This window comes from Pseudomonas sp. GL-R-19 (assembly GCF_019956375.1).
GTDB lineage: Bacteria > Pseudomonadota > Gammaproteobacteria > Pseudomonadales > Pseudomonadaceae > Aquipseudomonas.
On record NZ_JAHBDJ010000012.1, the window covers coordinates 36,906 to 60,197 of the forward strand.

The 23,292-nt window shown below is 55.6% G+C and carries 21 protein-coding genes and 2 pseudogenes; 10 read left to right on the forward strand and 13 right to left on the reverse strand.

Features of this window, described 5'->3' with window-relative positions:
• Positions 1–10: 10 nt before the first annotated feature.
• The 7 genes from KGA83_RS29905 to KGA83_RS07995 all read right to left on the reverse strand — a co-directional run bounded on the left by KGA83_RS29905 (position 11) and on the right by KGA83_RS07995 (position 7,815).
• Positions 11–796 carry an aspartyl/asparaginyl beta-hydroxylase domain-containing protein gene (locus KGA83_RS29905; protein WP_223529408.1) on the reverse strand — a complete coding sequence of 262 codons (786 nt, stop codon included), beginning with the start codon at positions 794–796 and terminating at the stop codon, positions 11–13.
• A 431-nt stretch (positions 797–1,227) separates the two neighbouring features.
• On the reverse strand, positions 1,228–2,568 hold the full coding sequence (locus KGA83_RS07970; protein ID WP_223529431.1) for an MATE family efflux transporter: 1,341 nt from the start codon (positions 2,566–2,568) through the stop codon (positions 1,228–1,230).
• A gap of 37 nt (positions 2,569–2,605) precedes the next feature.
• Positions 2,606–3,418, reverse strand: a complete 813-nt coding sequence (locus tag KGA83_RS07975) for a hypothetical protein (protein ID WP_223529409.1) — start codon at positions 3,416–3,418, stop codon at positions 2,606–2,608.
• A gap of 102 nt (positions 3,419–3,520) precedes the next feature.
• A complete protein-coding gene (gene blsG, locus KGA83_RS07980; protein WP_115947831.1) occupies positions 3,521–4,633 on the reverse strand; it encodes an arginine 2,3-aminomutase in 1,113 nt (370 codons plus the stop codon).
• A 6-nt stretch (positions 4,634–4,639) separates the two neighbouring features.
• On the reverse strand, positions 4,640–6,202 hold the full coding sequence (gene asnB / locus KGA83_RS07985; RefSeq protein WP_223529411.1) for an asparagine synthase (glutamine-hydrolyzing): 1,563 nt from the start codon (positions 6,200–6,202) through the stop codon (positions 4,640–4,642).
• Positions 6,203–7,594 (reverse strand): acetyl-CoA carboxylase biotin carboxylase subunit family protein, encoded by a 1,392-nt coding sequence (locus tag KGA83_RS07990; protein WP_158560141.1) that lies wholly within the window; start codon positions 7,592–7,594, stop codon positions 6,203–6,205.
• Entirely contained in the window at positions 7,591–7,815 is a 225-nt protein-coding gene (locus KGA83_RS07995) for a hypothetical protein (RefSeq protein WP_158560142.1), read from the reverse strand. The genes KGA83_RS07990 and KGA83_RS07995 overlap by 4 nt, the downstream gene beginning before the upstream one ends.
• Positions 7,816–8,022: 207 nt before the next feature.
• Here KGA83_RS07995 and KGA83_RS08000 point away from each other — a divergent pair.
• The 6 genes and pseudogenes from KGA83_RS08000 to KGA83_RS08025 form a co-directional block, all read left to right on the forward strand.
• Positions 8,023–8,187: pseudogene (locus KGA83_RS08000) on the forward strand (helix-turn-helix domain-containing protein); the annotation flags it as partial.
• An 18-nt stretch (positions 8,188–8,205) separates the two neighbouring features.
• Entirely contained in the window at positions 8,206–8,622 is a 417-nt protein-coding gene (locus KGA83_RS08005; protein ID WP_115947967.1) for a DUF3010 family protein, read from the forward strand.
• Positions 8,623–8,736: 114 nt separating this feature from the next.
• Positions 8,737–9,354, forward strand: coding sequence for a transcriptional repressor LexA (lexA, locus tag KGA83_RS08010; protein WP_115947835.1), 618 nt, complete (start codon positions 8,737–8,739; stop codon positions 9,352–9,354).
• Positions 9,354–9,971 (forward strand): translesion DNA synthesis-associated protein ImuA, encoded by a 618-nt coding sequence (gene imuA / locus KGA83_RS08015; RefSeq protein ID WP_115947836.1) that lies wholly within the window; start codon positions 9,354–9,356, stop codon positions 9,969–9,971. Before lexA ends, imuA begins: the two co-directional genes overlap by 1 nt.
• Positions 9,972–9,978: 7 nt before the next feature.
• Positions 9,979–11,394 (forward strand): Y-family DNA polymerase, encoded by a 1,416-nt coding sequence (locus KGA83_RS08020; protein WP_115947837.1) that lies wholly within the window; start codon positions 9,979–9,981, stop codon positions 11,392–11,394.
• On the forward strand, positions 11,370–14,468 hold the full coding sequence (locus tag KGA83_RS08025) for an error-prone DNA polymerase (protein WP_177413274.1): 3,099 nt from the start codon (positions 11,370–11,372) through the stop codon (positions 14,466–14,468). The genes KGA83_RS08020 and KGA83_RS08025 overlap by 25 nt, the downstream gene beginning before the upstream one ends.
• Positions 14,469–14,593: 125 nt before the next feature.
• On the opposite strand, the pseudogene KGA83_RS08030 reads toward KGA83_RS08025, so the two are convergent.
• Positions 14,594–14,816 (reverse strand): annotated as a pseudogene (locus KGA83_RS08030) (flavin reductase family protein); the annotation flags it as partial.
• A gap of 150 nt (positions 14,817–14,966) precedes the next feature.
• Here KGA83_RS08030 and KGA83_RS08035 point away from each other — a divergent pair.
• The 4 genes from KGA83_RS08035 to KGA83_RS29810 all read left to right on the forward strand — a co-directional run bounded on the left by KGA83_RS08035 (position 14,967) and on the right by KGA83_RS29810 (position 18,646).
• A complete protein-coding gene (locus KGA83_RS08035; RefSeq protein ID WP_108217263.1) occupies positions 14,967–15,656 on the forward strand; it encodes a GntR family transcriptional regulator in 690 nt (229 codons plus the stop codon).
• Positions 15,657–15,895: 239 nt separating this feature from the next.
• Entirely contained in the window at positions 15,896–18,007 is a 2,112-nt protein-coding gene (locus tag KGA83_RS08040) for a PAS domain-containing sensor histidine kinase (RefSeq protein ID WP_115947839.1), read from the forward strand.
• A gap of 173 nt (positions 18,008–18,180) precedes the next feature.
• Positions 18,181–18,414: a DUF465 domain-containing protein gene (locus tag KGA83_RS08045; protein ID WP_108217265.1), complete on the forward strand. Its 234-nt coding sequence runs from the start codon at positions 18,181–18,183 to the stop codon at positions 18,412–18,414.
• Positions 18,415–18,520: 106 nt separating this feature from the next.
• Positions 18,521–18,646 (forward strand): hypothetical protein, encoded by a 126-nt coding sequence (locus tag KGA83_RS29810; RefSeq protein WP_256357299.1) that lies wholly within the window; start codon positions 18,521–18,523, stop codon positions 18,644–18,646.
• Positions 18,647–18,817: 171 nt separating this feature from the next.
• On the opposite strand, the gene KGA83_RS08050 is transcribed toward KGA83_RS29810, so the two are convergent.
• From KGA83_RS08050 to KGA83_RS08070, 5 genes are all read right to left on the reverse strand, one after another.
• Entirely contained in the window at positions 18,818–19,897 is a 1,080-nt protein-coding gene (locus tag KGA83_RS08050; protein ID WP_115947840.1) for an SMP-30/gluconolactonase/LRE family protein, read from the reverse strand.
• Complete coding sequence (locus KGA83_RS08055; RefSeq protein WP_108217267.1) at positions 19,894–21,039, reverse strand: sterol desaturase/SRPBCC family protein; 1,146 nt, start codon at positions 21,037–21,039, stop codon at positions 19,894–19,896. The genes KGA83_RS08050 and KGA83_RS08055 overlap by 4 nt, the downstream gene beginning before the upstream one ends.
• A 106-nt stretch (positions 21,040–21,145) precedes the next feature.
• Positions 21,146–22,009 carry a LysR family transcriptional regulator gene (locus tag KGA83_RS08060; RefSeq protein WP_108217268.1) on the reverse strand — a complete coding sequence of 288 codons (864 nt, stop codon included), beginning with the start codon at positions 22,007–22,009 and terminating at the stop codon, positions 21,146–21,148.
• A gap of 140 nt (positions 22,010–22,149) precedes the next feature.
• Positions 22,150–22,464, reverse strand: coding sequence for an SCP2 sterol-binding domain-containing protein (locus KGA83_RS08065; RefSeq protein ID WP_223529413.1), 315 nt, complete (start codon positions 22,462–22,464; stop codon positions 22,150–22,152).
• A gap of 64 nt (positions 22,465–22,528) precedes the next feature.
• Complete coding sequence (locus KGA83_RS08070; RefSeq protein WP_108217270.1) at positions 22,529–23,239, reverse strand: histidine phosphatase family protein; 711 nt, start codon at positions 23,237–23,239, stop codon at positions 22,529–22,531.
• Positions 23,240–23,292 lie beyond the last annotated feature (53 nt).

Genomic DNA, 23,292 nt, shown 5'->3' on the forward strand with positions numbered 1-23,292 from the left:
CCAACTGTAATTATTTTAAGTGTCGCAGCATCTGCCGCGAGTAGACTTCAGTGAAAAAAGCTTTCGCCGACGGGCTTAGGTCCCCGGGCCAGAAATCAAACATCAGATTTACACGAGTACATTCACTATGGTTCCAAGACTCATGCTGAAAAGTCGTGTCAATGATTGCTATTTCACCCGTTCTCCAACTAACGATCTCTTCCCCGATTCTCAGTCCAGATAATCCATCGTCAGCACAAAGGATAGGAAGATGTAACGTCAGCATAGGATAAACATAATCCAGATGCGGCTCGATGTGACCGCCCGGTTCTAGGCTTGAAAGCACAACCTCTCTGATAGTAGCGCCTTGCACAACATCCTTGACAAAGCGAATCGTATTTGGAACAAGGTCAGCGTATACAGCAACTTTTTGACCTCCTTTATAAAGTGGAACTGATTTCCACAAAGGATCGTCATGAAAGGGATATTTTTCCTGGGTGTTCTTGTGTTTTTCATAGAGCTGGATTAGTTCCTGCGTCATCTCGACAAGAAGCGTATCAATGCCTGAGAGAAAGCTGAAATCGTCTTTAGACCAAAGAGGCTTTCTGGGTCCGAACGACGACTTAAATCCATTGATATTTATATTCGTAGCATAAGGTATAGGCATGACAGGCTTAAGCAAACCGCTGGATAGGTGGCTAGAGCGTGATAATTCTCTTCCATGAAATTCCGACTCAATTAGATCGAGGATACACTCGCGAGTTTTATCATCAATATCGCCAAGGTCATCTAATGCCTCGTACCATAATGTGAGCACCGGCTCCCGCCACTTTAGAGCAGACCTGCAGGAAATCACAACCGTCGCATATAAGCAGATTATGAGGCAAAGTATTAATAATTGGCTTAATACTAAAAGTCCAAATCCGACTAATTCAGTTCTGTTATAGAGTCCCGCCACCAACGTAAAAATGGAGAGCGGAACGAGCCAACAGGTGTAGCTACTAAAACGTCGCACGGTGGAATAAGGTACGACGATATTGAGCATATCAAATTGGGAGCGAATAATCGGCCAGGCACTGATGGAATAGAGAAGAAAAAATAACAAGCAGCAGTAAGACACCGAATATATCGACAAAAAACCCTTCGGTACCGCCAGAATAAGCAATATAGATAGTAATACTAAGCAAGCTATCACGAATATACTGTGTTTCAGTATGTAATTTATACCTCGAATGCCGTATAGATTTCTCATGCCACAACCTGCGCCGTAGCCTTGTATCGGATCCATCTAAATAGAAGTAGAGAGAACAGCGCTATAAGTCCAAGCCCTACGCCACACCATACACCCGCTGCTCCTAGGTCAGTATAAAATGCCAAGAAGAGAGCGAGCGGTAGCCCCACTAGCCAAAAACAAATAATCGAAAGCAACATCGGAAAGACGGTCTGTTTCAAGCCCCTAAATATACCGAGCAGTACCATTTGACTTCCATCAAAGAAATGGAAGATTCCTAAAATGCAGACAAAAAGGCTAGAAAGCTTGATGAGCTCGTCATCTCCACCTTCACCGCGAGCAACAAATAGCTGAACAATATCATGGGAAAAAATAATCAGGATAGAAGATATTACAGTGAGTACTATCCAGCCGAGCCATAAAGCACTCCATCCGGCGTCACTCGTCCGCCTCGAATACACACCCAAAGGAGAGCAGAGGCTTATTCTCGTAGTAGAAGCTTGAGAAATGCCATTAGGTATTGTAAATACGACTTGAAGAACTTGCATTGCGATGCCATGAGCAGCCAACGCAACGACTCCAAACTTACCCACTATGATTGTGAGGATGAAGAAAAATAGCGTGTCATTTGCCTGCGTTAAAGAGACCGGAATACCATTTCTTAAAATAGGCAGCATCAACCACCCTCTCACTACTGTCAATTTTATACAGTGCTGCCGCTCCCTGAACTGCGGATTCATTAAGCCTAATATTACCAGCAATATACAAAGCAAAATGTTTGTTAGCGTCGTGGCAATACCTGCACCGAACAAACCCAAGGGGGGTATCCACAAAAAACCAAATATTAGAATCAGGTTAGCAACGAAGTTAAAGATCGCTGCTATAATAATTGCGATAACTGTATATCGCGCTGATCCCATTATTGATAACACATTTCTGAGGTGTACAAATAAAATCGCTGGGCCGATGCTCCACATCAGGCTATTCATGTATCTCTGAGCTTCGAGAGACAAAAGCGGATCCTGGCCAAAAAAAACTAATATTTCTTTCGTAAAATAGAGCATTGCTATGCATATTAAAAACGCAGCTACTATGAGCTGAATGCAGCTGGTCGATACAGATGCATATTGTTCTTCTTTTGCCTTAGACCCCAATGCATCAGTAATAAACGGGATGGTAGAGATGAGTAGCCCGGAGAATAATAAAAACAGAAGATAGTAGAGGCCCTGTGCCAAAGTCGACGCAGCTAACGCCTCGGTACTAATCCATCCAGCCATTATTACGTCCGTAGTCGCAATAATCACATGCGCGATATTGCCAGATACAAAGGCTAGCGAGAGCCGAGAACTCTCGCGCATCTCGGATGTATATCTACGGGAAAGCCTCGCGGCACGGTTATATATCAGTGATGATGTCAAGACTGTACTCCCGGTCTAGGTGCTTAGACACATCCTTGGAAATCTGTACTCTTTTCAGCCATCGATCCGTTCCATCGTACTTTGGCGTAAATTGTGGCCTGCCATGAGCACACTTGTAGTTGTTGATAAACAAAACCTGTGCTTCGTTCATTGATAAGTCAAAGGTTGCTGACTCAACCAGCTTGATAAAATCCTTAAAATCTAGTTCTTCGCAATGAGACATTTTGCTGTAGTCAACGTAGACAGGATCATAAATGAAGCCGTAGCCCTCGGTAGGTGATTCTTGCAGTACCGCCGTCTCTAGAGATGTTGGCTTATATTCGATCGTAGATGGTCGGTCGGAAAGAATGGTATAACGGGTCTCAGTTAACCTGTGCTTAAGTGTTGCATCAACAGCTGAAAAATCTGGGCAAGACAGCAAGTTTGGGACTTTATCGTCGTTTCTTACGCATAAAAAACCTAGCACATCGGCCCTATAAGGTAAAGCCGGGTCTTCAGTATGCAGTTCTAAATGCACAGAACCACTTCCCAACTGCTTATTTCTATCTTTGAAGATTGGGAATATTTCTTGAACAAGCTTACCGTTCTGCAGGTCGCTATAACCGAAGACATCACCAACATGCCTTGAAAGCTGAAGAAATAAATCATCGTAGTTTGAATGGCAGTCGTCCCTCCAATGTTTCGGCGTCGGTCGCTGTTGATTGGCTTTAGGAAGGTCTAACATTGTGACATCAGATGAAAAACTAAAGTCCTCTTTAAATTGAGCGACAATAGATTCTGGGCTTAACATTGAGTAGTCTAATTTAGTAAATATCATATCAGTACCGAAGAAATGGTAAATTAGTTAGTTTCAAAGCCACCAGGTAGTGACCCACTCGCGAGTCAGTTGACCTCAAGGAACTTCAAGCGTTTTATGATCATAGCCAAGCACAAAATTCTTAGAACCTAGTTTATAGAAGTACTGGTTATTCAAAGGGATCTTCCCAAGTTTAGTGGTGTAAACATACTGTGGGACGCTGAAACCAGTTTCATAACCGTGCAGCTGCTCCATAATCTCAAGGCCCTTTTCTATCGACGTTCTAAAGTGCGATACGCCTTGAACATTGTCCGCGTGGTATAGGTAATAAGGCCTTACCCTGCCTTTCACCAGCATCCGGTTCAACGTTCTAAGTGTTTCGACGTCGTCGTTCACACCACGCAACAGCACTGTCTGGTTTTGCACCGGTATACCGTGGGAAAGAAGTTTATCTACCGCGCTTAAGGCCTCAGGAGTCACTTCCACGGGATGATTGAAATGGGTGCTAAACCAAATTGATTTGAATTCGGACAACATCTTACAAAAATCATCTGTTATTCGCTGCGGAAGAAAAACCGGGTACCGTGAGCCAATGCGTACAAAATCTACGTGGGGGATTGCATTGAGCCTAGATATAATGCTATGCAAAAGCTTATCGGATAGAATTAGCGGGTCGCCTCCGGTAAGTAATACGTCGCTGATGTTTTTGTTGTTTGCGATGTACTCTATGTCTTGATCATATGAGGCGGGAAGCTCTTTGTTGTAATAACTGCCTGACTTGTCAGTTGTGTGAAACTTTCTAGTGCAGTGTCTGCAATAAACTGGGCAAGTATCCGACACTAGGAATATGACTCGGTTTGGATACTTATGTACGACGCGCCTGGTTTTCATATAAACCATATCACCCACCGGGTCTACATCCTCCTGCTGATTACTCTCATCAACTTCTTTTGGGTGGGGTATGCTTTGCAGCCGAATTGGACAATTCTCATTGGTCTCGTCCATCAGTGATGCATAATATGGAGTAATCATCCACTTGTACTGGCTTTCTGTTTGCTCAATGCCCTTCAACTCCGTATCACTGAGAGTTACCCAGGCTTCCAGCTGAGCCTTGGTGCGAATGGCATTCTTCATTTGAAATTTGTGGTCGCCCCATTGGTCGGAAGACAGCAAATCCTGCTTACTCAAAGTGTCCTTTGCAATAATCATTTTTTATTATCCTTCGCTGGTAGGGGAACTGACGAGGTTTTTATCAATTTCTTTAGTTTTCGAGGTCGTCCATCCCCCGCTATGATAGTCGAGACCTTGTACCTTATATCGATTGTCTGGAAGTTCAAAGCCGAGCTCTTGGAATATCAAAGCAGCATTATTAATTGCATTATCTTCTAATGGAAAAGGCTTGCTATCCAGGCTCTCATTCATTGATTGAAGTACGTCAAAAATGAGTCCACCTATACCTGACCCTTCAGACATCCTCATTTTTGGTCGCCGAGTGATATAATCTGGTAATTCGAGGGAAAAAGCGTCCCTCAGTAGAACTTTTGTAAAATCATCTCTTACATGGAACTCCATCGGAGCTGATATTATAAAATCAAAAAGATCTTTGTCGAGAAACGGCACACGGCATTCCACTGTATTGAACATGCTCATTCTATCTACACGCTGTAGATCAGTTCGATACAAGTTCTTAACTTTATGTAACTGAAGCGCACGACGGTCACTGGCCCCTTGAAAGAAGTCATAACCAGCGAATAGCTCATCACTTCCATCTCCAGATAGAGCTATACGTATCCCGTCTTCTTTCATTCGGGAGAAAGCAGAATGTATAGTTAATGCATCAGTTATATCTACGGGTTCAAATTGTTCAGATACATATATACTGGTTCTAATAGACTGCATCAAATCTACACGATCAACATCAGAAATAACTATCTTAATGCCAAGTTCTTTGCATAATCTCTGCGCGAATACTACGTCAGCTGAGCCAGCCACTCCGACCGTGTAGGCGGTGACGTTCTTATGGTATAGGTTAGCAAGATAAAGAATTATCGCACTATCTAGCCCGCCAGAGAAAACTACGCCTACCGGAAGATCCGTATTGACTTGACGTTTTACCGAGAGGTGCAGTAGCTCATTGCATTGATTTACCGTAGACTTGTAATCTAGTCGCGACCCTATGCTTTCGCTAATTAAATAATATGCGTTCTGTCGACCGTCCACCCAATAATGTCCAGGGAGGATTTCTTGTGTCTTGTTGGTCAACCCAATTAGTGCTTTCAGTTCCGATGCGAAATAGAGGACAGTTCCTTCTTGAGTCAAGTATAGAGGCTTTACGCCCAGCCGATCCCTCGCAGCGAAAACGGTGTTGTCTCCCGGTGAATAGATAATAAACGCGAATATACCATTGAGTCGGGTCAGACAAGATTTTCCCCAGTGAGTATAGGCTCTAAGAACTAGCTCGGTATCTGAACAGCCTAAAAACTTCACTCCGCGTGACAATAAAATTAATCGCAACTCATTCAAGTTGTAAATTTCACCATTAAATATAATTGCGTGACCAGAAATGTTATCTATGAACGGCTGATTGTTGTCTTCTCTCTCCACGATAGGCAAGCGATTGGTACCAATAGCAGCATGAGAAAATATAAAGCGCTCTCCAAAGCTTTCAGCAGCGCCTCTATGGGAGATTCTCCCCAACATTTTTAATAAAGTAGCCTCAAATTCGCGCTTTTCATCAGAACGCGTAGAAGTCTCAAAAATTGCAGCTATCCCGCACATCTAGCACTGCTCCAGTAATTTGCCTTCACGATATGCAGATGTTTCGACTTTAATGTTTCTCTCATACTCTTTATGGACGTGAAGTATCTCGTCTATAGACGTTGCCCTCACCCACATTTTTGCGATATAAGCTTCTTCGTTCTCTACATCGAAGAAACCATCTTTGTGGCCGTTAGTAGTAGGCAGTACCTGCGATAAAATCTCACACGCAGAGTCAATTTCTGGAAGCTTTATAGCTTTGATGTAGCCTGAGCGAGTTGGGTAGAATAGAAGCATCGCGTAAACGGCGTCCTCCGGCAAGATCGGAAGGTCATCCGCCAAATGGTGCCCTATGGTTACTGGCTTACTTGTTATGTAATTGACGTTTAAGGCATACGCATCACATGAGCACAGATCCTTAAGTGCTTCGTCCACGAAGAACCCGCCCAGCCTCGGGTTCACCTCAATCACTTGGGGGCCGTTTTTAGATAATTTGAACTCAACGTGTAAAAATCCGTTCTTTACCTTCAGTGCTTTTATAGAATTGCTAATAGTTGATACGATCATCGATATCTGGTCGTTAGAAAAGCTTTGCGGTGGTGTAACTATGACCTTTTCCAAAACCGTATTGGAGGTGTTGCTTGTTATCATCTTTTCAAATATCAACATCGGGTGAATGTTGCCATCGATAACCAAGCATTCTAAAGAACCTTCAGGCCCCTCAATGAATTCTTCAATTAACACGGAAACGCCCGGCGTATATAGCACAGGACCTTCTTCTGGGGAACTAAGCCATTTTTCAGTTCCCGAGAAAGAATAGGCTCCAGGCACGTCAGGAAATCTTTGTATGAAGTGATTATAGGCTTTCTCAAGACTCTTTCGGTCATCACATATCGAGACAAACGCCGAGCCGCCCCCGTATACCGGCTTCATCACTACGGGAAACATGAGATCATTCATAGTTTCGAAATTTCCGTTGAAGAGCCTAAAATTTACCGACCTAACTCCTTTTATATTGCTAAGTTTCGAACGCATTAAGTATTTATTATTACAATTCTCTAGCGGTTCGGCGCTGTAATATTTAAGCCCACATCGCCTGGCGATATCTTCAACTACAGGGTTAGCGTCCCCACGCGGTGTGACATGCGCGGGGTAGCAAAACAGTCCTTTCACACTGTATGTCCGACTTAAACGTTCTACTGCGCAGAGTACTTCTCTGGCTTCAATACTATCTACCAAGACAGCTTCATCACTTTCATCGCTGGCCTCCCTAATATTTTTGCTATCTTTTGCGATTATTGTTATGCACCTGATGCCTTCTTTTGCTGCAGCTTGAAAGTGTAATCTTCTATACAAATATAGTGAGGTTGATAAATAGTCGTTATCTATGAAAATTAATATTTCTGGCTTCATATATATAGGCCCATGATCATATTCGTTGTTGTAAAACGAGATAGCGAGCATTGGTTGGCTGTGGGCGGAGGAGCATTGGCGTAAGCCCGTTGTTGCTCAATAATCCTCAAGACGTCTTTGTTCGCCCCTTCAAGTTGCTGCGAGAAAAGGTAATCTTTTTTGCTGCGAAGAGAATCTGGGGAGGCTTTATTGGTGTACACAGAGGAGAGGGGAGCATTCATTTCCAAAATCCTTATCTGTGATGGATGTCCATGAATGATGCGGCACAAACTAAATAATTCGTACCGCCGAACTCACAGTCAAAGGAAGGAAAAGGAAACTTCGCAGTAATTGATACTAAAAATCCTACAGAAATTTCTGCTCGATAAGATGCAAGACAATTTCAATCAAGCTTTCACAGATCCGTTGATCTTCCCTCGGACAGCGCTCCATGGCGCGAACACTTGAACCTTACCCAGGATGAAGTGGCCAAACGGATGGGTGTCTCTCAGCCGGCATTTTCCCAGCAAGAGACCCTCTCAGAGCCTCGGAAGGCCACTCGCGAAAAAATAGCAGCGGCGTTTGGTATTGCCGCTAATCAACTTGAGCTTTAGGCTGTGAAAGGGATCGAAATGAAAATCTGCGGCATCGAAATCAAAGGCAGTGAAGCGATCATCGCCGTGGCATCCCTCGACGGTACGGCCCTGAGTCACGTCGCCCTCAACACCAAGAAAATCGCCCTCGATGATGATGACGAGGCGGCCAACGTTAAGCTGTTCGCCGCGCAGGTTGCGTCGTTCGTCCGTGAAAACTCCATCGACCGCATCGCGATCAAGAAGCGCGGCAAGAAAGGTGAGTTCGCCGGTGGGCCGACTACGTTCAAGATCGAAGGGGTGTTCCAGTTGCTGGAGAATTGCGAGGTGACGCTGTTGTCGCCGCAGACCATCAATGCCCAGGCCAAGAAGCACAACTTCGAATTGCCGGGAACGCTGAACAAGTACCAGCATGAGGCGTACAAGGCGGCGTGTTCGGCGCTTCTGAAGAAGTAACCGGCCTTCCTGACAGAGAAGATCAATTGTGGGAGCGAGCAGGCTCGCACAGGTTATCGGTTCTGCCATCGGATGACTGACGGCCCTTGCCAGAAAAAAGCCAAAAGAGTACAAATGTACTCCATGACGACTCTGACTCCCCGCCGTACCGCCATTCTGACCTTCATCCGCGATCGCATCGCCGAGCACGGTCAGCCTCCGAGTCTCGCTGAAATCAGCGAGGCGTTCGGTTTCGCCTCCCGCAGCGTGGCGCGCAAGCATGTGCTGGCGTTGACCGAAGCCGGGTTTATCGAGGTCAACCCGCATCAGGCCCGGGGCATTCGCCTGCTCGGGCAGCCGCCGCGTCCCGAGTTGCTGGACATCCCGGTGCTCGGCCGGGTGGCGGCTGGTGCGCCGATGGGGGCCGATGCGGAGGTCCATAGCCGCTTGCTGCTCGATCCGTCTATCTTCTCGCGGGTGCCGGACTACATGTTGCGAGTGCGCGGTGATTCGATGATCGAGGACGGCATTTTCGACGGCGATCTGGTTGGCGTGCACCGCAGCCCCGAGGCCGTTAATGGCCAGATCGTCGTGGCGCGGCTCGACGGTGAAGTCACCATCAAGCGCTTCGAGCGGGTCGGCGATGTGGTTCGCCTGCTGCCACGCAACCCGGCCTACCAGCCGATCATTGTCGAGGCCGACCGGGACCTGGCCATCGAAGGCGTGTTCTGTGGCTTGGTGAGGCAAGGCTGATGGGCGCCGTCGTTGCGCTGGATACGCTGTTCAATGGCGGCCAGGTCTGGAGGGGCCGGCCTGCGCCACCGGCCGCCAGCCCGCAGCCCACCGGGCATGCCGCGCTGGACGCCGCGTTGCCCAGCGGTGGCTGGCCGGAGGCGGCGCTGACGGAAATCCTGTTGGCCGGGCAGGGCGTGGGCGAATTGCAACTGGTGTGGCCGACGCTGGCACGGCTGTCGGCGGCGGGCGAGCGCATCGTGCTGGTGGCGCCGCCTTATGTGCCGTACCCCCAGGCGTGGCAGGGCGCCGGGGTCGATCTGCGTCAATTGTCGATCATCCAGGCCGGCGAGCGTGATGCGCTGTGGGCCGCGGAACAATGCCTGCGCTCGGGCAGTTGCGGCGCGGTGCTGTGCTGGCCGCACAAGGCCGATGACCGCGCCTTGCGCCGCTTGCAGGTGGCAGCGGAAACCGGCCAGACCCTGGCCTTCGCCTATCGTCCCCTCGGTGAAGCGATCAACCCTTCGCCAGCGGCCCTGCGCATTGCCATCGATGCCCGACCGGCACAACTGCGCGTGCTCAAGTGCCGCGGCGGCCTGGCCCGTTCGGCGCCGATTGCCTTCGCCGTGGGGCATTGAGGTTGCCATGCGCTGGGTCTGCATTGTTTTCCCGCAATTGGCGCTGGACGCGGTACTGCGTCAGCGCGCCGATCCCGATGAACCCCTGGCGTTGCTGACCGGTCCGGCCCAGCGCCGGGTGCTGCAGGCCGTCAACGGTGCGGCGCGGGCGCTGGGTTTGCGTCCCGGCCAGTCCATGAGTGCGGCACAGGCCTTGAGCAAAGGCTTTGTCACGGCCGAATACGACGCCGCTGAAATCGAACACTGGCAGCAGTTTCTCGCCGCCTGGGCCTATCGCTTCAGTTCCCAGGTCAGCGTGCATTACCCCCGGGCCCTGGTGTTCGAGATCGAATCCAGCCTCGGCCTGTTCGGCGCCTGGCCGCAATTCGAAGCGCTTTTGCGCCGTGAGCTCGGCGAACTGGGGTTTCGGCACCGCATCGTGGCCGCGCCCAACCCGGTGGCGGCGCGGGTGCTGGCCAACGCCTATGACGGTCTGGTGGTTCCGGACGATCAAGCCTTGCAGCATCACCTGGGGCAAATGCCCGTCGACCGGATCGGCCTCGAAGCACCGGTCGCCACGGCCTTGTCGCGCATGGGCCTGCGCACCTTGAGCCAGGTGCAGGCGCTGCCCCGGCATAGCCTGGCCCGGCGTTTCGAGGCCCAGGTGCTCAAGCATCTGGATGCCCTCTTGGGTTTGCGGCGGTTGGCGCTGGCGTTTTACCTGCCGCCGGACCGCTTCGATGTGCGCATCGAGCTCAATTTCGATGTGCAGTCCCATCAAGCCTTGCTGTTTCCGTTGCGCCGGTTGACTGGCGACCTGTCGGCGTTCCTCTGCGGTCGCGACAGCGGCGTACAGCGTTTCGACCTGCATCTGGAGCACGGCGGGTTGCCGGATACGCTCATCAAGGTTGGCCTGCTCAGCGCCGAGCGCGATCCGGCGATGCTCTTCGAACTGGCCCGGGGGCGGCTGGAGCAGGTCCAGGTCGAGGCGCCGGTGCGCGGCTTTCGTCTGCGCGCCGAGGATTTGCCGACCTTCGTGCCCCAGCATCAGGAGCTGTTCGACGATCGCCCGCAGCAGTCCTTGCCCTGGGAGCAACTGCGTGAACGCCTGCGTGCACGGCTGGGGGATGACGCGGTGCATGGCTTGCGCTTCCAGGCCGATCACCGCCCCGAGTGTGCGTGGCAGGCCAGTGCCGACAGCCAGCCCTGCGCAGTGCCGGCGGCGGTGAAACGGCCGGGCTGGCTACTGGCTGAACCGCTGGCCGTGCATCAGGGCACGGCGCGCATCCTCATGGGGCCGGAACGTATCGAGTCTGGTTGGTGGGACGGCGACGACGTACGCCGCGACTACTACCTGATCGAAACCCGTGCCGGCCAACAGGGCTGGGCCTACCGGGCGGTCGGTGAGGACGGCCCGTTGTGGTTGCAGGGGTGGTTCGCATGAGCATCGACTATGCCGAATTGCACTGCCTGTCGAACTTCAGCTTCCAGCGCGGTGCCTCCAGTGCCCTCGAACTGTTCCAGCGCGCGAAAAAACAGGGTTATCAAGCCCTGGCGATCACCGACGAATGCACCCTGGCGGGCATCGTTCGGGCCTGGCAAGCGGCGAAGTCCGTGGAGTTGCCGCTGATCATCGGCAGTGAAGTACGTATCGAGAACGGTCCGAAACTGGTGCTGCTGGTGGAGAGCCTCGAGGGCTATCAGGCGTTGTGCCGATTGATCACCCGCGCCCGGCGTCGCACGCAGAAAGGCCAGTATCAGGTGTTGCGCGAAGACTTCAGTGAACCCTTGCCGGGGCTGTTGGCGTTGTGGGTGCCGGACGCTGTCGATGCCTTTGCACAGGGCCGCTGGCTCAAGCAGGTCTTCGCCGAGCGCCTGTGGCTGGCCGTGCAGTTGCATTGCGGTCAGGACGATGCCCGGCGCCTGGACGATCTGCTGGCCCTGGCCAGGGAGTTGCGTATTCCTGCGGTCGCTTGCGGCGATGTGCACATGCACGCTCGCGGCCGGCGCGCCTTGCAGGACACCATGACCGCGATCCGTCATCACCTGCCGGTGGCCGATGCCGGGTTGCGCCTGCACCCCAACGGCGAACGCCACCTGCGCAGCCTCGATGTGCTGCAGGCGCTGTACCCGCCAGCCTTGCTGGCCGAAACGCTGAACATCGCCCGGCGCTGCACCTTTGATCTGGGCCAGTTGCGTTACCAGTACCCCCGCGAACTGGTGCCACAAGGGCACTCGGCCACCTCGTGGCTGCGTCATTTGACCGAGGAGGGCATCGAGTGGCGCTGGCCAAAAGGGCCGAAAAGCGAAGTGCTGGCGCAGATCGACAAGGAGCTGCAACTGATCGCGGAGCTGGGCTATGAAAGCTATTTCCTGACGGTCCACGACATCGTCCGCTTTGCCCGCCAGCAACGGATTCTTTGTCAGGGGCGTGGTTCTGCCGCCAACTCGGCGGTGTGTTTTGCCCTGGGCATCACCGAAATCGATCCGGATCGCACCACGTTGCTGTTCGAGCGCTTTCTGTCCAAAGAACGCAACGAACCACCGGACATCGACGTCGATTTCGAGCATGAACGCCGCGAGGAAGTCTTGCAGTACGTGTTCCAGCGCTATGGCCGGGCCCGCGCCGCGCTGACGGCAGTGGTCAGCACCTATCATGCGGCCGGTGCGGTACGGGATGTAGCCAAGGCACTGGGCTTGCCGCCGGACCAGATCAACGCCTTGGCCGATTGTTGCGGTCACTGGAGCGATGAAACGCCCCCCGTTGAACGCCTGCGCGAGGGCGGGTTCGACCCCGAGAGCCCGATGCTGCACCGGGTGTTGAGCCTGACGGGGCAACTGATCGGCTTCCCCCGGCATTTGTCCCAGCACCCCGGCGGTTTCGTGATTTCCGAGCAGCCGCTGGACAGTCTGGTGCCGGTGGAAAACGCCGCCATGGCCGAGCGCACCATCATCCAGTGGGACAAGGATGACCTCGATGCGGTCGGTTTGCTCAAGGTCGATATCCTGGCGCTGGGCATGCTCAGCGCGATTCGCCGATGTTTCGATCTGCTGCGTCGGCACCGGGGTCTGGACCTGAGCCTGGCGAGCATCCCGTCCGAAGACGCGGCCACCTACGAAATGATCGGTCGGGCCGACACCATCGGCGTGTTCCAGATCGAGTCCCGGGCGCAAATGTCGATGCTGCCCAGGCTCAGGCCGAAGACGTTCTACGATCTGGTGATCGAGGTCGCCATCGTTCGGCCGGGGCCGATCCAGGGCGGCATGGTGCACCCGTACCTGCGGCGACGGAACAAGGAGGAACCGGAGGCCTATCCGTCACCGGAACTGGAAGTGGTGCTCAAGCGCACCCTCGGCGTGCCGCTGTTTCAGGAACAGGTCATGCAGATCGCCATCGTCGCCGCCGACTACAGCCCCGGCGAGGCCGACCAGCTACGTCGCTCCATGGCCGCGTGGAAACGCCACGGCGGGCTCGAACCGCACAAGGAAAGGCTGGCCGTCGGGATGAAGAAAAACGGCTACACCGCCGAGTTCGCCACGCAGATCTTCGAGCAGATCAAGGGCTTTGGCAGCTACGGCTTTCCCGAGTCCCACGCGGCCAGTTTTGCTTTGCTGACCTACGCCAGTTGCTGGTTGAAATGCCACGAGCCGGCGGCCTTCGCCTGTGCGCTGATCAACAGTTGGCCGATGGGGTTCTACAGCCCGGACCAGATTCTGCAGGACGTTCGGCGTCATCATTTGCAGGTTCGCCCGGTGGACGTGCGCGCCAGTGACTGGGATTGCAGCCTGGAGCCGATCGCCGGTGCGCAACCGGCGATTCGCCTGGGCCTGCGCATGATCAAGGGCTTTCGCGAGGACGATGCCCGACGCATCGAGGTGGCCCGCTCCCAAGTCGCGTTTGCCGACATCGCCGACCTGGGCGAGCGGGCGCGACTCGATGCCCGCGCCCAGGAGCAACTGGCCGATGCCGGTGCGCTGCGCGGGCTGGCCGGTGATCGCCATCGGGCGCGCTGGGAAGTGGCCGGGGTACATAAGCAGCTGGGTTTGTTCGCCGGCCTGCCGAGCCAGGAGGAGGACGCGGTGGCGTTACCCAAGCCCACCGTGGGCGAGGACCTGCAAGCCGATTACGCCAGTGTCGGCACCACCCTCGGGCCGCATCCGTTGGCCCTGTTACGCGGTGAATTGAAGGCGCGGCGCTGCCGCAGTTCGAAGGAGTTGCTGGACGTCGAACACGGTCGGCCGGTCAGCATCGCCGGGCTGGTCACGGGCCGACAACGCCCGGCCACCGCCAGCGGCGTGACCTTCGTCACCCTTGAGGACGAGTTCGGCAACGTCAACGTGGTGGTGTGGCGCGACCTGGCCGAGCGGCAGCGCCAGGTGTTGGTCGGCTCGCAGCTGCTCAAGGTCGATGGCCGCTGGGAGAAGGAGGGCGAGGTGCGGCATCTGATTGCCGGGCGCTTGAGTGATCTGAGTGCGTTGCTCGATGGCATCACTGTGCGCAGCCGGGATTTTCACTGACGCCAGCCGTCACCCATCCCCCTGTAGGAGCCGGCTTGCCGGCGAAGGCGTTTTTGATGGCGCTGCACGTCTCAAGGCCGCCTTCGCTGGCTAGCCAGCTCCTACAGGTCATGTGTAAACAGGCGTCATTTGATGACAGGCCCAAACCGCTCGCCACCCCCCCGGTGCATCCGTCCACGCCTGTAACGATCGCGTCGGCAATTCGAAATAATCCCGCGCGCGCGCATAGCCATGCCCGCCCATGCGTCCGATCGCATCCAACCCCAGCTGATCGATGTACAGGGTTTTCGGATCGATCAGTTCGTCACGCACATGGGCCATCAGCACTTCACCAAAGATGATCTCCCGGATGGGCCATTATGGTGCATTTCTATAATTACTGTATGCAAAATCTGGATGCAATTTAGAAATGCCCGGATTAATCTGCCCGTGCAAGCCCCTTTTTCAAAGGCTGTTCATTCGCCAGGGTTGGTTGCACAGGGCGCGAGGAGTTGATGAATGACGGAAAAGAAACTGGAAACCACGGTCGACCGCGTCTACCAAGGGGTTTACGAGGCGATCAGCAAACGCTCGTTGCGTCCGGGCATGAAGCTCGGCGAAGCCTCACTGGCCGAGCTATTCAATGTCAGCCGCACGTCCGTTCGGGCCGCGCTCAAGCAATTGGAAGCCGATGGACTGGTCACCACCGAGCCCAATAAAGGTGCATCGGTGTCGTTGCCGAGTGACGAAGAGATTCGCTCGTTGTTCGAAACCCGGCGTCTGGTCGAGATCGGTATCGTCAGCGAACTGTGCCGTCGTCGCGATACGACGGTGACACAGGACCTGCGCGATCATTTGTTGCTGGAAGATGAAGCGCATCAGAGTGGTGATCACGAACGGCTGATTCACCTGCTCGGCGAGTTCCACATCAAGCTGGCCCGCAGCCTGAACAACCCGGTGTTGCTCGACTGGTTCCAGAAGCTGATTTCCCGGGCGTCGCTGTATGCCGCCGCACTGGATGACGACAGCCACGAAGTCTGCCGCGACGACGAACACCTGCGGCTGATCGAGTACATCGAAGCGGGCAACCAGAGCGCAGCCATCGAGCTGACCTGCATGCATTTGAATGGGATAGAGAAGGCGATCCTGGATGTCGCGGCCACCCTGAAAAGCAGTTACAACCCGCTAAAGCACTTGATTGAGGTGTAGTGCACGGTCCCTCGTGCTGAGGACACAAATTGTGGGAGCGAGCCTGCTCGCGAAGGCGGTGTGTCAGAAGACATTGATGTTGACTGTGCCACCGCTTTCGTCGGAACGCCGCCCGGAGCCGGCTCGCTCCCACAAGGGATCTGCAGTGGCTCGCAAGAATCAGCTATACCTCTATGAAACGAATAGCGTCCAGAATGCTCGAAACAAACGGGTGCAATTTACCGGGATAGAGCCAGCCGATGCAGTTTCTAGCGGATAGCCACGGGTGTGCCGGGTGGAACGGCGAAATGGCCGGGCGCATTCGTGCGTTCGACTGGAGCCAGACCGAACTTGGCCCACTCGACTCATGGTCCAAGAGCCTGAGCAGTGCGGTGCAGTTGATGCTTGCGTCGCCGCTGCCGATGGTGATGCTCTGGGGCCAGTCCGGGTACATGATTTACAATGACGCCTACTCGAAATTCGCCGGTGGGCGTCATCCCTATCTGCTGGGGTCCACGGTGGAGCTGGGCTGGCCCGAAGTCGCCGATTTCAATCGCCACGTGGTGGATACCTGCCTGGCGGGCGGCACCTTGTCCTATCGCAACAAAGAAATGGTGCTGCTGCGTGACGGGGTTCCGGAAGATGTCTGGATGGACCTCTACTACAGCCCGGTGGCTGACGATGACGGACGTCCGGCCGGGGTCATGTCCATGGTTGTGGAAACCACGGAGCGGGTGATATCCGAGCGCCGGCGACAAGTGGCTGAAGACGCTTATCGTGCGGATAACGAGCGGGTGCGCCTGGCATTGAACGCCGGTGCCTTGCTCGGGTCCTTTGTCTGGGACATCAAGACCAACGTGTTGTCGGGTGATGAGCGATTCGCTCGCACGCTCTCTTATCCACCCGGGCATGACCTGAGCCACCTGTCACAGGAAATCGCCAAAGGGCGGATCCATCCGGACGACCGCAGCTGGGTCCAGGAACGAGTCAAACTGTCGGTCGAGACGGGCGAACCCTACAACGTCGAGTACCGGATCCAGCGTCCCGACGGCAGTTACTTCTGGGTGCTCGCCAGCGGTTGTTGCGAATTCGATGAGCAAGGGGAGGCATTTCGTTTCCCCGGCGTGCTGATCGATATTCACGAACGCAAGACCGCCGAAGAATCCCTGCTCAAGTTCACCCGCAACCTGGAGCAGCGGGTGGCTGATGAGGTCGAGGCGCGGTTGGTGGCGGAAGAACAACTGCGCCAGTCACAGAAACTCGAAGCCATCGGTGGCCTCACCGGCGGTGTGGCCCACGACTTCAACAACCTGTTGCAAGTGATCGCCGGCAACCTGCACCTGTTGGCACGCCATGAGCCGAAAAACGCCAATGTGCAGCGCCGGGTATCGGCGTCGATTGCCGCAGTCGAGCGCGGTGCCAAGCTGTCCTCGCAATTGCTTGCATTCTCCCGGCGCCAACCTTTGTCGCCCGCGGTCTTCACGTTGCGGCAGATTTTCGATGGCCTGGCGGAACTGTTGCTGCGCGCCTTGGGTGAAACGCTCCAGGTTCACATGTCGGCGCCCGAAGATTCGTGGAGCGTGTTTGTCGATCGCAACCAGCTGGAAAACGCCATTCTCAATCTGGCAATCAATGCCCGTGACGCCCTTCAAGGCGAGGGCAGGATTGACATTTGTGCAGAAAACATCGTCCTTGATCGCGAATTTTGTGCGGGAAAAGGCATTGCCGCCGGGGACTATGTGCGGGTGTCCGTAGCGGATACCGGCGTCGGCATGCCGCCGCAGGTGCTGGCCCAGGCATTCGAGCCGTTCTTCACCACCAAGGCTGACGGTCAGGGCACCGGATTGGGCTTGAGCATGGTGTTTGGTTTCGTCAAACAGAGTGGCGGTCATATCGAAATCTCCAGCAGTCTGGGGCAGGGGACTCGGGTGCAGTTGTATTTCCCGCGCACCCTGCGCGTGCCACCCAGTGAAACGCTGAGCCCTGATGTGCCGCAACGGGGCGGGCACGAACGCATCCTGGTGGTCGAAGACAATGAGGCCGTGCGGGTGTCGGTGGTGGAGTTGTTGCGCGAAGAGGGCTATCAGATCCTCACGGCCACCAATGGTGACGTCGCCATGCAAATGTTGCTGGAAGGGTTGGCGGTGGACTTGATATTCACCGACGTGATCATGCCCGGCCTGATCAAGAGTTCGGACCTGGCGGCCTGGGCGAAAGTGCAGGAACCACCGGTGGCCGTGCTGTTCACCTCGGGGCATACCCGCGACATCATCTCGCGCAATCACCAGCTCAGCCCCGACACCCACCTGCTGAGCAAACCCTACAATCCCGAAGCACTCAGGCAAATGGTGCGCACGGTGCTTAACGGCTGAAACCGGTGACGGCGCGGGTGCAGGCAAAGGTTTTATCGCGCTTGCGACAGGACGACGAACGGACACCGCTGGTCTGACAGGTGGTCGACAGAACAGGCTAACCGAGGCCATTCTGATAGTTGGTGAACGCAATTGATCGCGTCTCGCTGCCGATCAACAAACGGAGGTGTTCCATGCCGGTGCCCCATGACCTTTATCAGGATCTGAAACGCTCAAAGGAAGAAATCCAGCAGAAACGCACCAAGGATCCGTTACTGGATTCACTGCTTAACAAGTATTCCCAGGCGGATGCCGAAGTGGTGAAAGCAGAGGAGGCCAAGTCCAACGATGACACCGTAAGGAAACTCAAGGAGGTACGTCTTCAGGTCAAGGACAAGATCGTCAGGCAGTTGGGCTCGTCGTCCTGACCCGCCAGTGCCACCAATGACCGGTGGCTGAACCGTTGGAACGGCAACCAGAACCGGCACCTCGAATGCTCGCAGACCAATGTCATGGCTCTCGACGAGGTGCCTCATGACCCAGCCCGAATACCCCGGAGAACAACCGGGTGGCTACGACCCTATACCCACTCATCCCGAACCGCTGAGCCCCGAACACACCACGGTCAATCCCGAGGAAGAGCCTGGTATTGATGAGTGACCGGGAGATGAAGGTGTCGACGTCGATTCAGAATGAACACCGTCCCCTGTAGGAGCGAGCCTGCTCGCGAAGAGGGCCTGACAGTCAATGTCGATGTTGAATGTGCTGACGTCTTCGCGAGCAGGCTCGCTCCCACAGTAGTTCTTCAGTGAATTCAGAAAAAGAGGCTGCTTATTGCAATGCCTTGCTCAAAGGCAACCGCACCATGTTCTGCGCTTTCAGCGAACCGAAATACAGCCAGTCTCCATACTCGCGTACCGTGGTGATGGGCGAGTAGTTGTCGCTGCTGCCGTCCTGCAGGTTGGCGATCACCTTGCCTTCAAGGTCCAGGCCCAGGGCAAACCCGCGTTTTTCCACGGGCCTGGGCAATACGGTCATGGCTCGCACGATCATCTTGCGCACGAACGGATGGGCCGCCGTGCCATCGAGCAAAGCGTTTCGGGGGGCATACAGCGCCACCCAGAACCGGTCGCGGCCATTGAACGACAGGTTGTCCGGCAGCCCCGGCAGGTTGTCGATGAACAGGTCATGGGTGCCGGCCTTGGGGCCGCTGAGCCAGTAACGGCTGATGCGGTAGGCGCCGGTTTCATTGACCAGTACATAAGCATCGTCCGGCCCCAGGGTCACGCCGTTGGCAAACTCCAGCTTATCCAGCACAACCGACGTTTTGCCGGTCTGGAAGTCGTAACGCAGCAGGCGACCGCCACCACCATGTTCGATTACGGCCTCACCGTCGTGGCCATAGCCAAAGCGGCTCGAAGCATCGCTGAAATAGGCGTAGTGACCGGGTTTGTCGATGGTCACATCGTCGGTAAAGCCGAAGGGAACGCCGTCGGCCTCTGTGCTCAAGGCCACCAGGCGCCCCTGGGCGTCGAGGGCCAACAAGCCTTTGACGGCATCGGCGATCACCAGCAGACCATTGGGATGACGGGCCAGACCCAATGGCCGGCCTCCGGTATCGGCCAGGACTTTGGTGGTCTTGCCGTCCAGGCTCGTGAGGATCAGACGACCGTCGTGCAGACCGGTAATGAGTGTGTCGTTTTCCAGCAACAAGGCTTCCGGCCCGTCGATGTCGGCGGCACCGACGCGTTCCACCCCCTTGAGCCGCTGATTGTCCGCGTAGATTCCGCTGGAGAGGGATGGCGCAAGTTGTGGAGCCCAGGCCACCGGTCGCACCTTGGTCGGCATCAGCAGCAGGAAGGCGCCGATGACGAAGATGATCAGCAACAGGCATTTGAAGGCTCTGCTCACGCGCTGACCCCTGTCGCCGTCAGGTATTTCGGCGCCATTTCGCGCAATGCCCGCATCGACGCCGCCGATTCCCGATCGATGCGCCGCTTGAGCAACAACCGGTTGGCAATCCGCATCGCCAGACCGCTGAATTGATACTCCAGGGTGCGGACGAAACGTGTGTCGTTGCCCTCGGCATCGCATTCATAGGTCACCACCAGCGACAGGCCATGATCCCCCTGTGCGCACGCACTCCAGCGCCGTCCGGGCAGGTACTCCGCCACCTCCCAGCGCAAGTGCCCGTCACGGCCACCAGCGCGGATGTCCTCTTCGAAACGTGCGCCGGCATGCAACGGGCCTTTCGGCCCATCGATATGCAGCGACGACGGATGCCATTGCGGCCAAAGGGTCACGGTGCTGGCGTAGGCCAGTACATCGATCGGGTTTCCGGCAATGACAATCTGATGCTGCATGCGGGTCATGGGCGTTCTCGTCGTGTTTAACGGCGCAGGTTCCGGCTCCCAATAGAGGGTGCCGAACAGGTAGTCCATCAGCGGGAAAACGATGTTGAAATTACGCTCCTGCATCAGTTCGCGGCGGTGATGCAGCTCGTGCAGCCGGCGCATCTGGCGGATCCACGGCAGTCGTGTGACCGGGTTGCGCGACGGCAGGTGCTCGCAGGCATGAAACACTTCATAAGCCAGGTAACCGAGGACAAGCAGGCCGCCGACCAATCCGGCGACGTTGGTATTGATGTGCTTGAGCAGCCACCAGAGGGGCAGGGCGACGGCGAAGGTGTGCAGCACGATCAGCCACGCCGGAAACAGGATCACCCGCCAGTCGCTGGCGCTGTCGTAGGTCATGTGACCGGGGGTGAAAAAGCTGTGGTGGTCGACGGCGTGACGGGCATAAAACAGCCGGGCGAAGGTCTTTTTATGATGCCCCAGGTGGCGATGCACCCTGTACACACCGAGGTTGAACAACAGCAGCGTGACGGGCACCGCCAGCCATTCCGCTGGCCGCACCTGATGTACGTTGCTCCAGAAGACGATGATCGCCAGTGCCCCGAACGCCAGGACAAACGCGCCGTGCAGCCAGGGATTGTAGAGCGGATGAATGTCGGCGCGGTAACGGCTGCGGAATCCTTCGGTGGTCTGCCTCACTGCAATCACCTGTCGTTATTGTTATCTCTTTCAGATTAGCCGATCCCGGTGATTTGACGGACCGAACCTTGAGGCCACAACGGCCATGATCCGGTGCAAGCCGGTCTCAAGTCAGCGGGTCCCAGCGTTGCGACCAGTCTTCGTCGGAATCGATAACCTTGCGCAGCAGGTCGAAGGCGCGTTGCAGTGTCGGCGAGTCACGATCGCGCGAATAGACCAGATAGGTCGGGTAGTTGAATTCCGGCGCCTTGGGCACCCGTTCCAGGGCGCCACTATCCAGATAGCTCTGCACGACGCGGGTGCGGAAGTAGCCGCTGCCGCCGTTTTCGAGAAGGTACTGCAGGCCCAGCGGGCCAAGATTGAAACTCAGCGCAGCCTTGGCTTTTTCCGGCAGGGCGGCGTCGTGCTGGCGTCGGAAGTCAGCGCCCCAATCGATGTACACATAAGGATCTGGCTTGCCGGCCAGGCGCACGAGAATCAGCTTTTCTTCGAGAATCTGCTCGACCTGCAAACGCGGCCAATACTCGGGCTGATACACCAGCGCGGCATCCAGAACGCCCAACTCCAGTTGACGCAGCAGGTTTTCACCGTCACGGATTTCCATGCGCAAGGCGTGGCTGGGGATGTTGTTACGGATTTCGCCGGCCCAACCGAGCATCAGCGGGTTACACAGACTCACCTCGCCACCGATGTGCAGCACATCGCGATAACCCTCGGGCAATGGCAGATCACGCCGCGCGGCTTCCCAGGTTTGCACCAGTTGATTGGCATACACCACGAAGGCTTCACCGTTGGGTGTCAGGCGGGCTCCGGCGCGGTTGCGCACGAACAGGGTGCTGCCCAGTTGGCTTTCGAGTTTCTGCACCCGCGCGGTGATCGCGGTCTGGGTGACATGGAGTTTTTCCGCGGCGGCAGCCAGGCTGCCATGGCGGACGATTTCGAGGAAGGTGCGGGCGAGGTCGATGTCCATGGGGTGGCCGGTGGTGTAAGTGCTCGCATTGTAAGAGCACCGCTGAACCTGTGGCGAGGGGGCAAAAACGACGAATCCCGCCACTAAGGGCGGGATTCGTTTGCAGCCTTGCACGCTCCCGAAGCTCGGGAGCCAGGTGCTTACGACGGGAACAGCTCGGACAGTTTCATCGCCAGCATCATGTCGCCTTCAGCGCGCAGTTTGCCGCCCATGAACGCTTGCATGCCGTCAGTCGAACCGTCGACGATGCCTTCCAGGGTTTCGCCGTCCATCACCAGGGTCACCTGGGCGTCCGGGTTCTCGCCTTCCTGCAGCTCGCAGGTCTGGTCCTTGACGATCAGCGAGAAGTTCTTGGATTCGTCGATGCGGAAACCGAAGACCAGATCCAGACCTGCAGCAGCGGCTGGGTTGAACTTGGCTTTCATTGCTTGTACGGCGTCTGCTACGGAGGTCATGGTTCGATCCTTTCTTGGGTAATAAGAGCTGGGTGATTACAGCCAGGGTCACAATAGTCCGGACTCAGCGAAACGTGATGAGTTCCGGGGCCTTCAACAGTTGCAGGTGCGCATGAGCGTTGAAGGAAGCCAGGGCCACCTCGCGACCGCGAAACTTAAGCTGGTTGAGCGAGGTGTTGACGATTTGCCAGTTCAATTCAAAGGCCTGCCGGGCAGGCATTTGCGTAATCAGGTGGAGCAGGGCGGTGATGGTGCCGCCGGACGTGAACACGGCGATTTTCTGGGTGTTGTCGGCCTGGTCGAGGATGCGGTGCAAGCCGGCCTGGACCCGTTCGACAAAGCCCAGCCAGCTTTCCAGGCCCGGTGTATCGTAGGTGCCGGCCAGCCAGCGTTCGATGATCAGGGCGAAGATACGCTGGAACTCACCACGGTTTTGCGCGGCGTTGCGCAGGATGTTCAGGGCTTCGGGTTCGTCCGGCAGCATGGCCGGCAACAGCGCGCGGATCACCGCATCGGCATCGAACTCGTTGAAGGCACAGTCGGTTTCCAGGAGCGGCACCGGCAGGCCTACCGCGGCGAATTGTTCCAGCGCGCTGCTGGCCGTGTGCTGCTGGCGGCGCAGGTCGCCCGCCAGGCAACGGTCGAAGCTGATGCCGAGTTCGGCCAGGTGCCGGCCAAGGATTTCAGCCTGTCGAATGCCGGTCGGCGACAGGACGTCGTAGTCGTCTGCACCAAAAGAGGCCTGGCCATGTCGAATCAGATAGATGCTGCCCACGTCCGCGTCATCCCGGTGCGTTGAAGGTTTGGCGAGGTTATGAGGATGGCGGT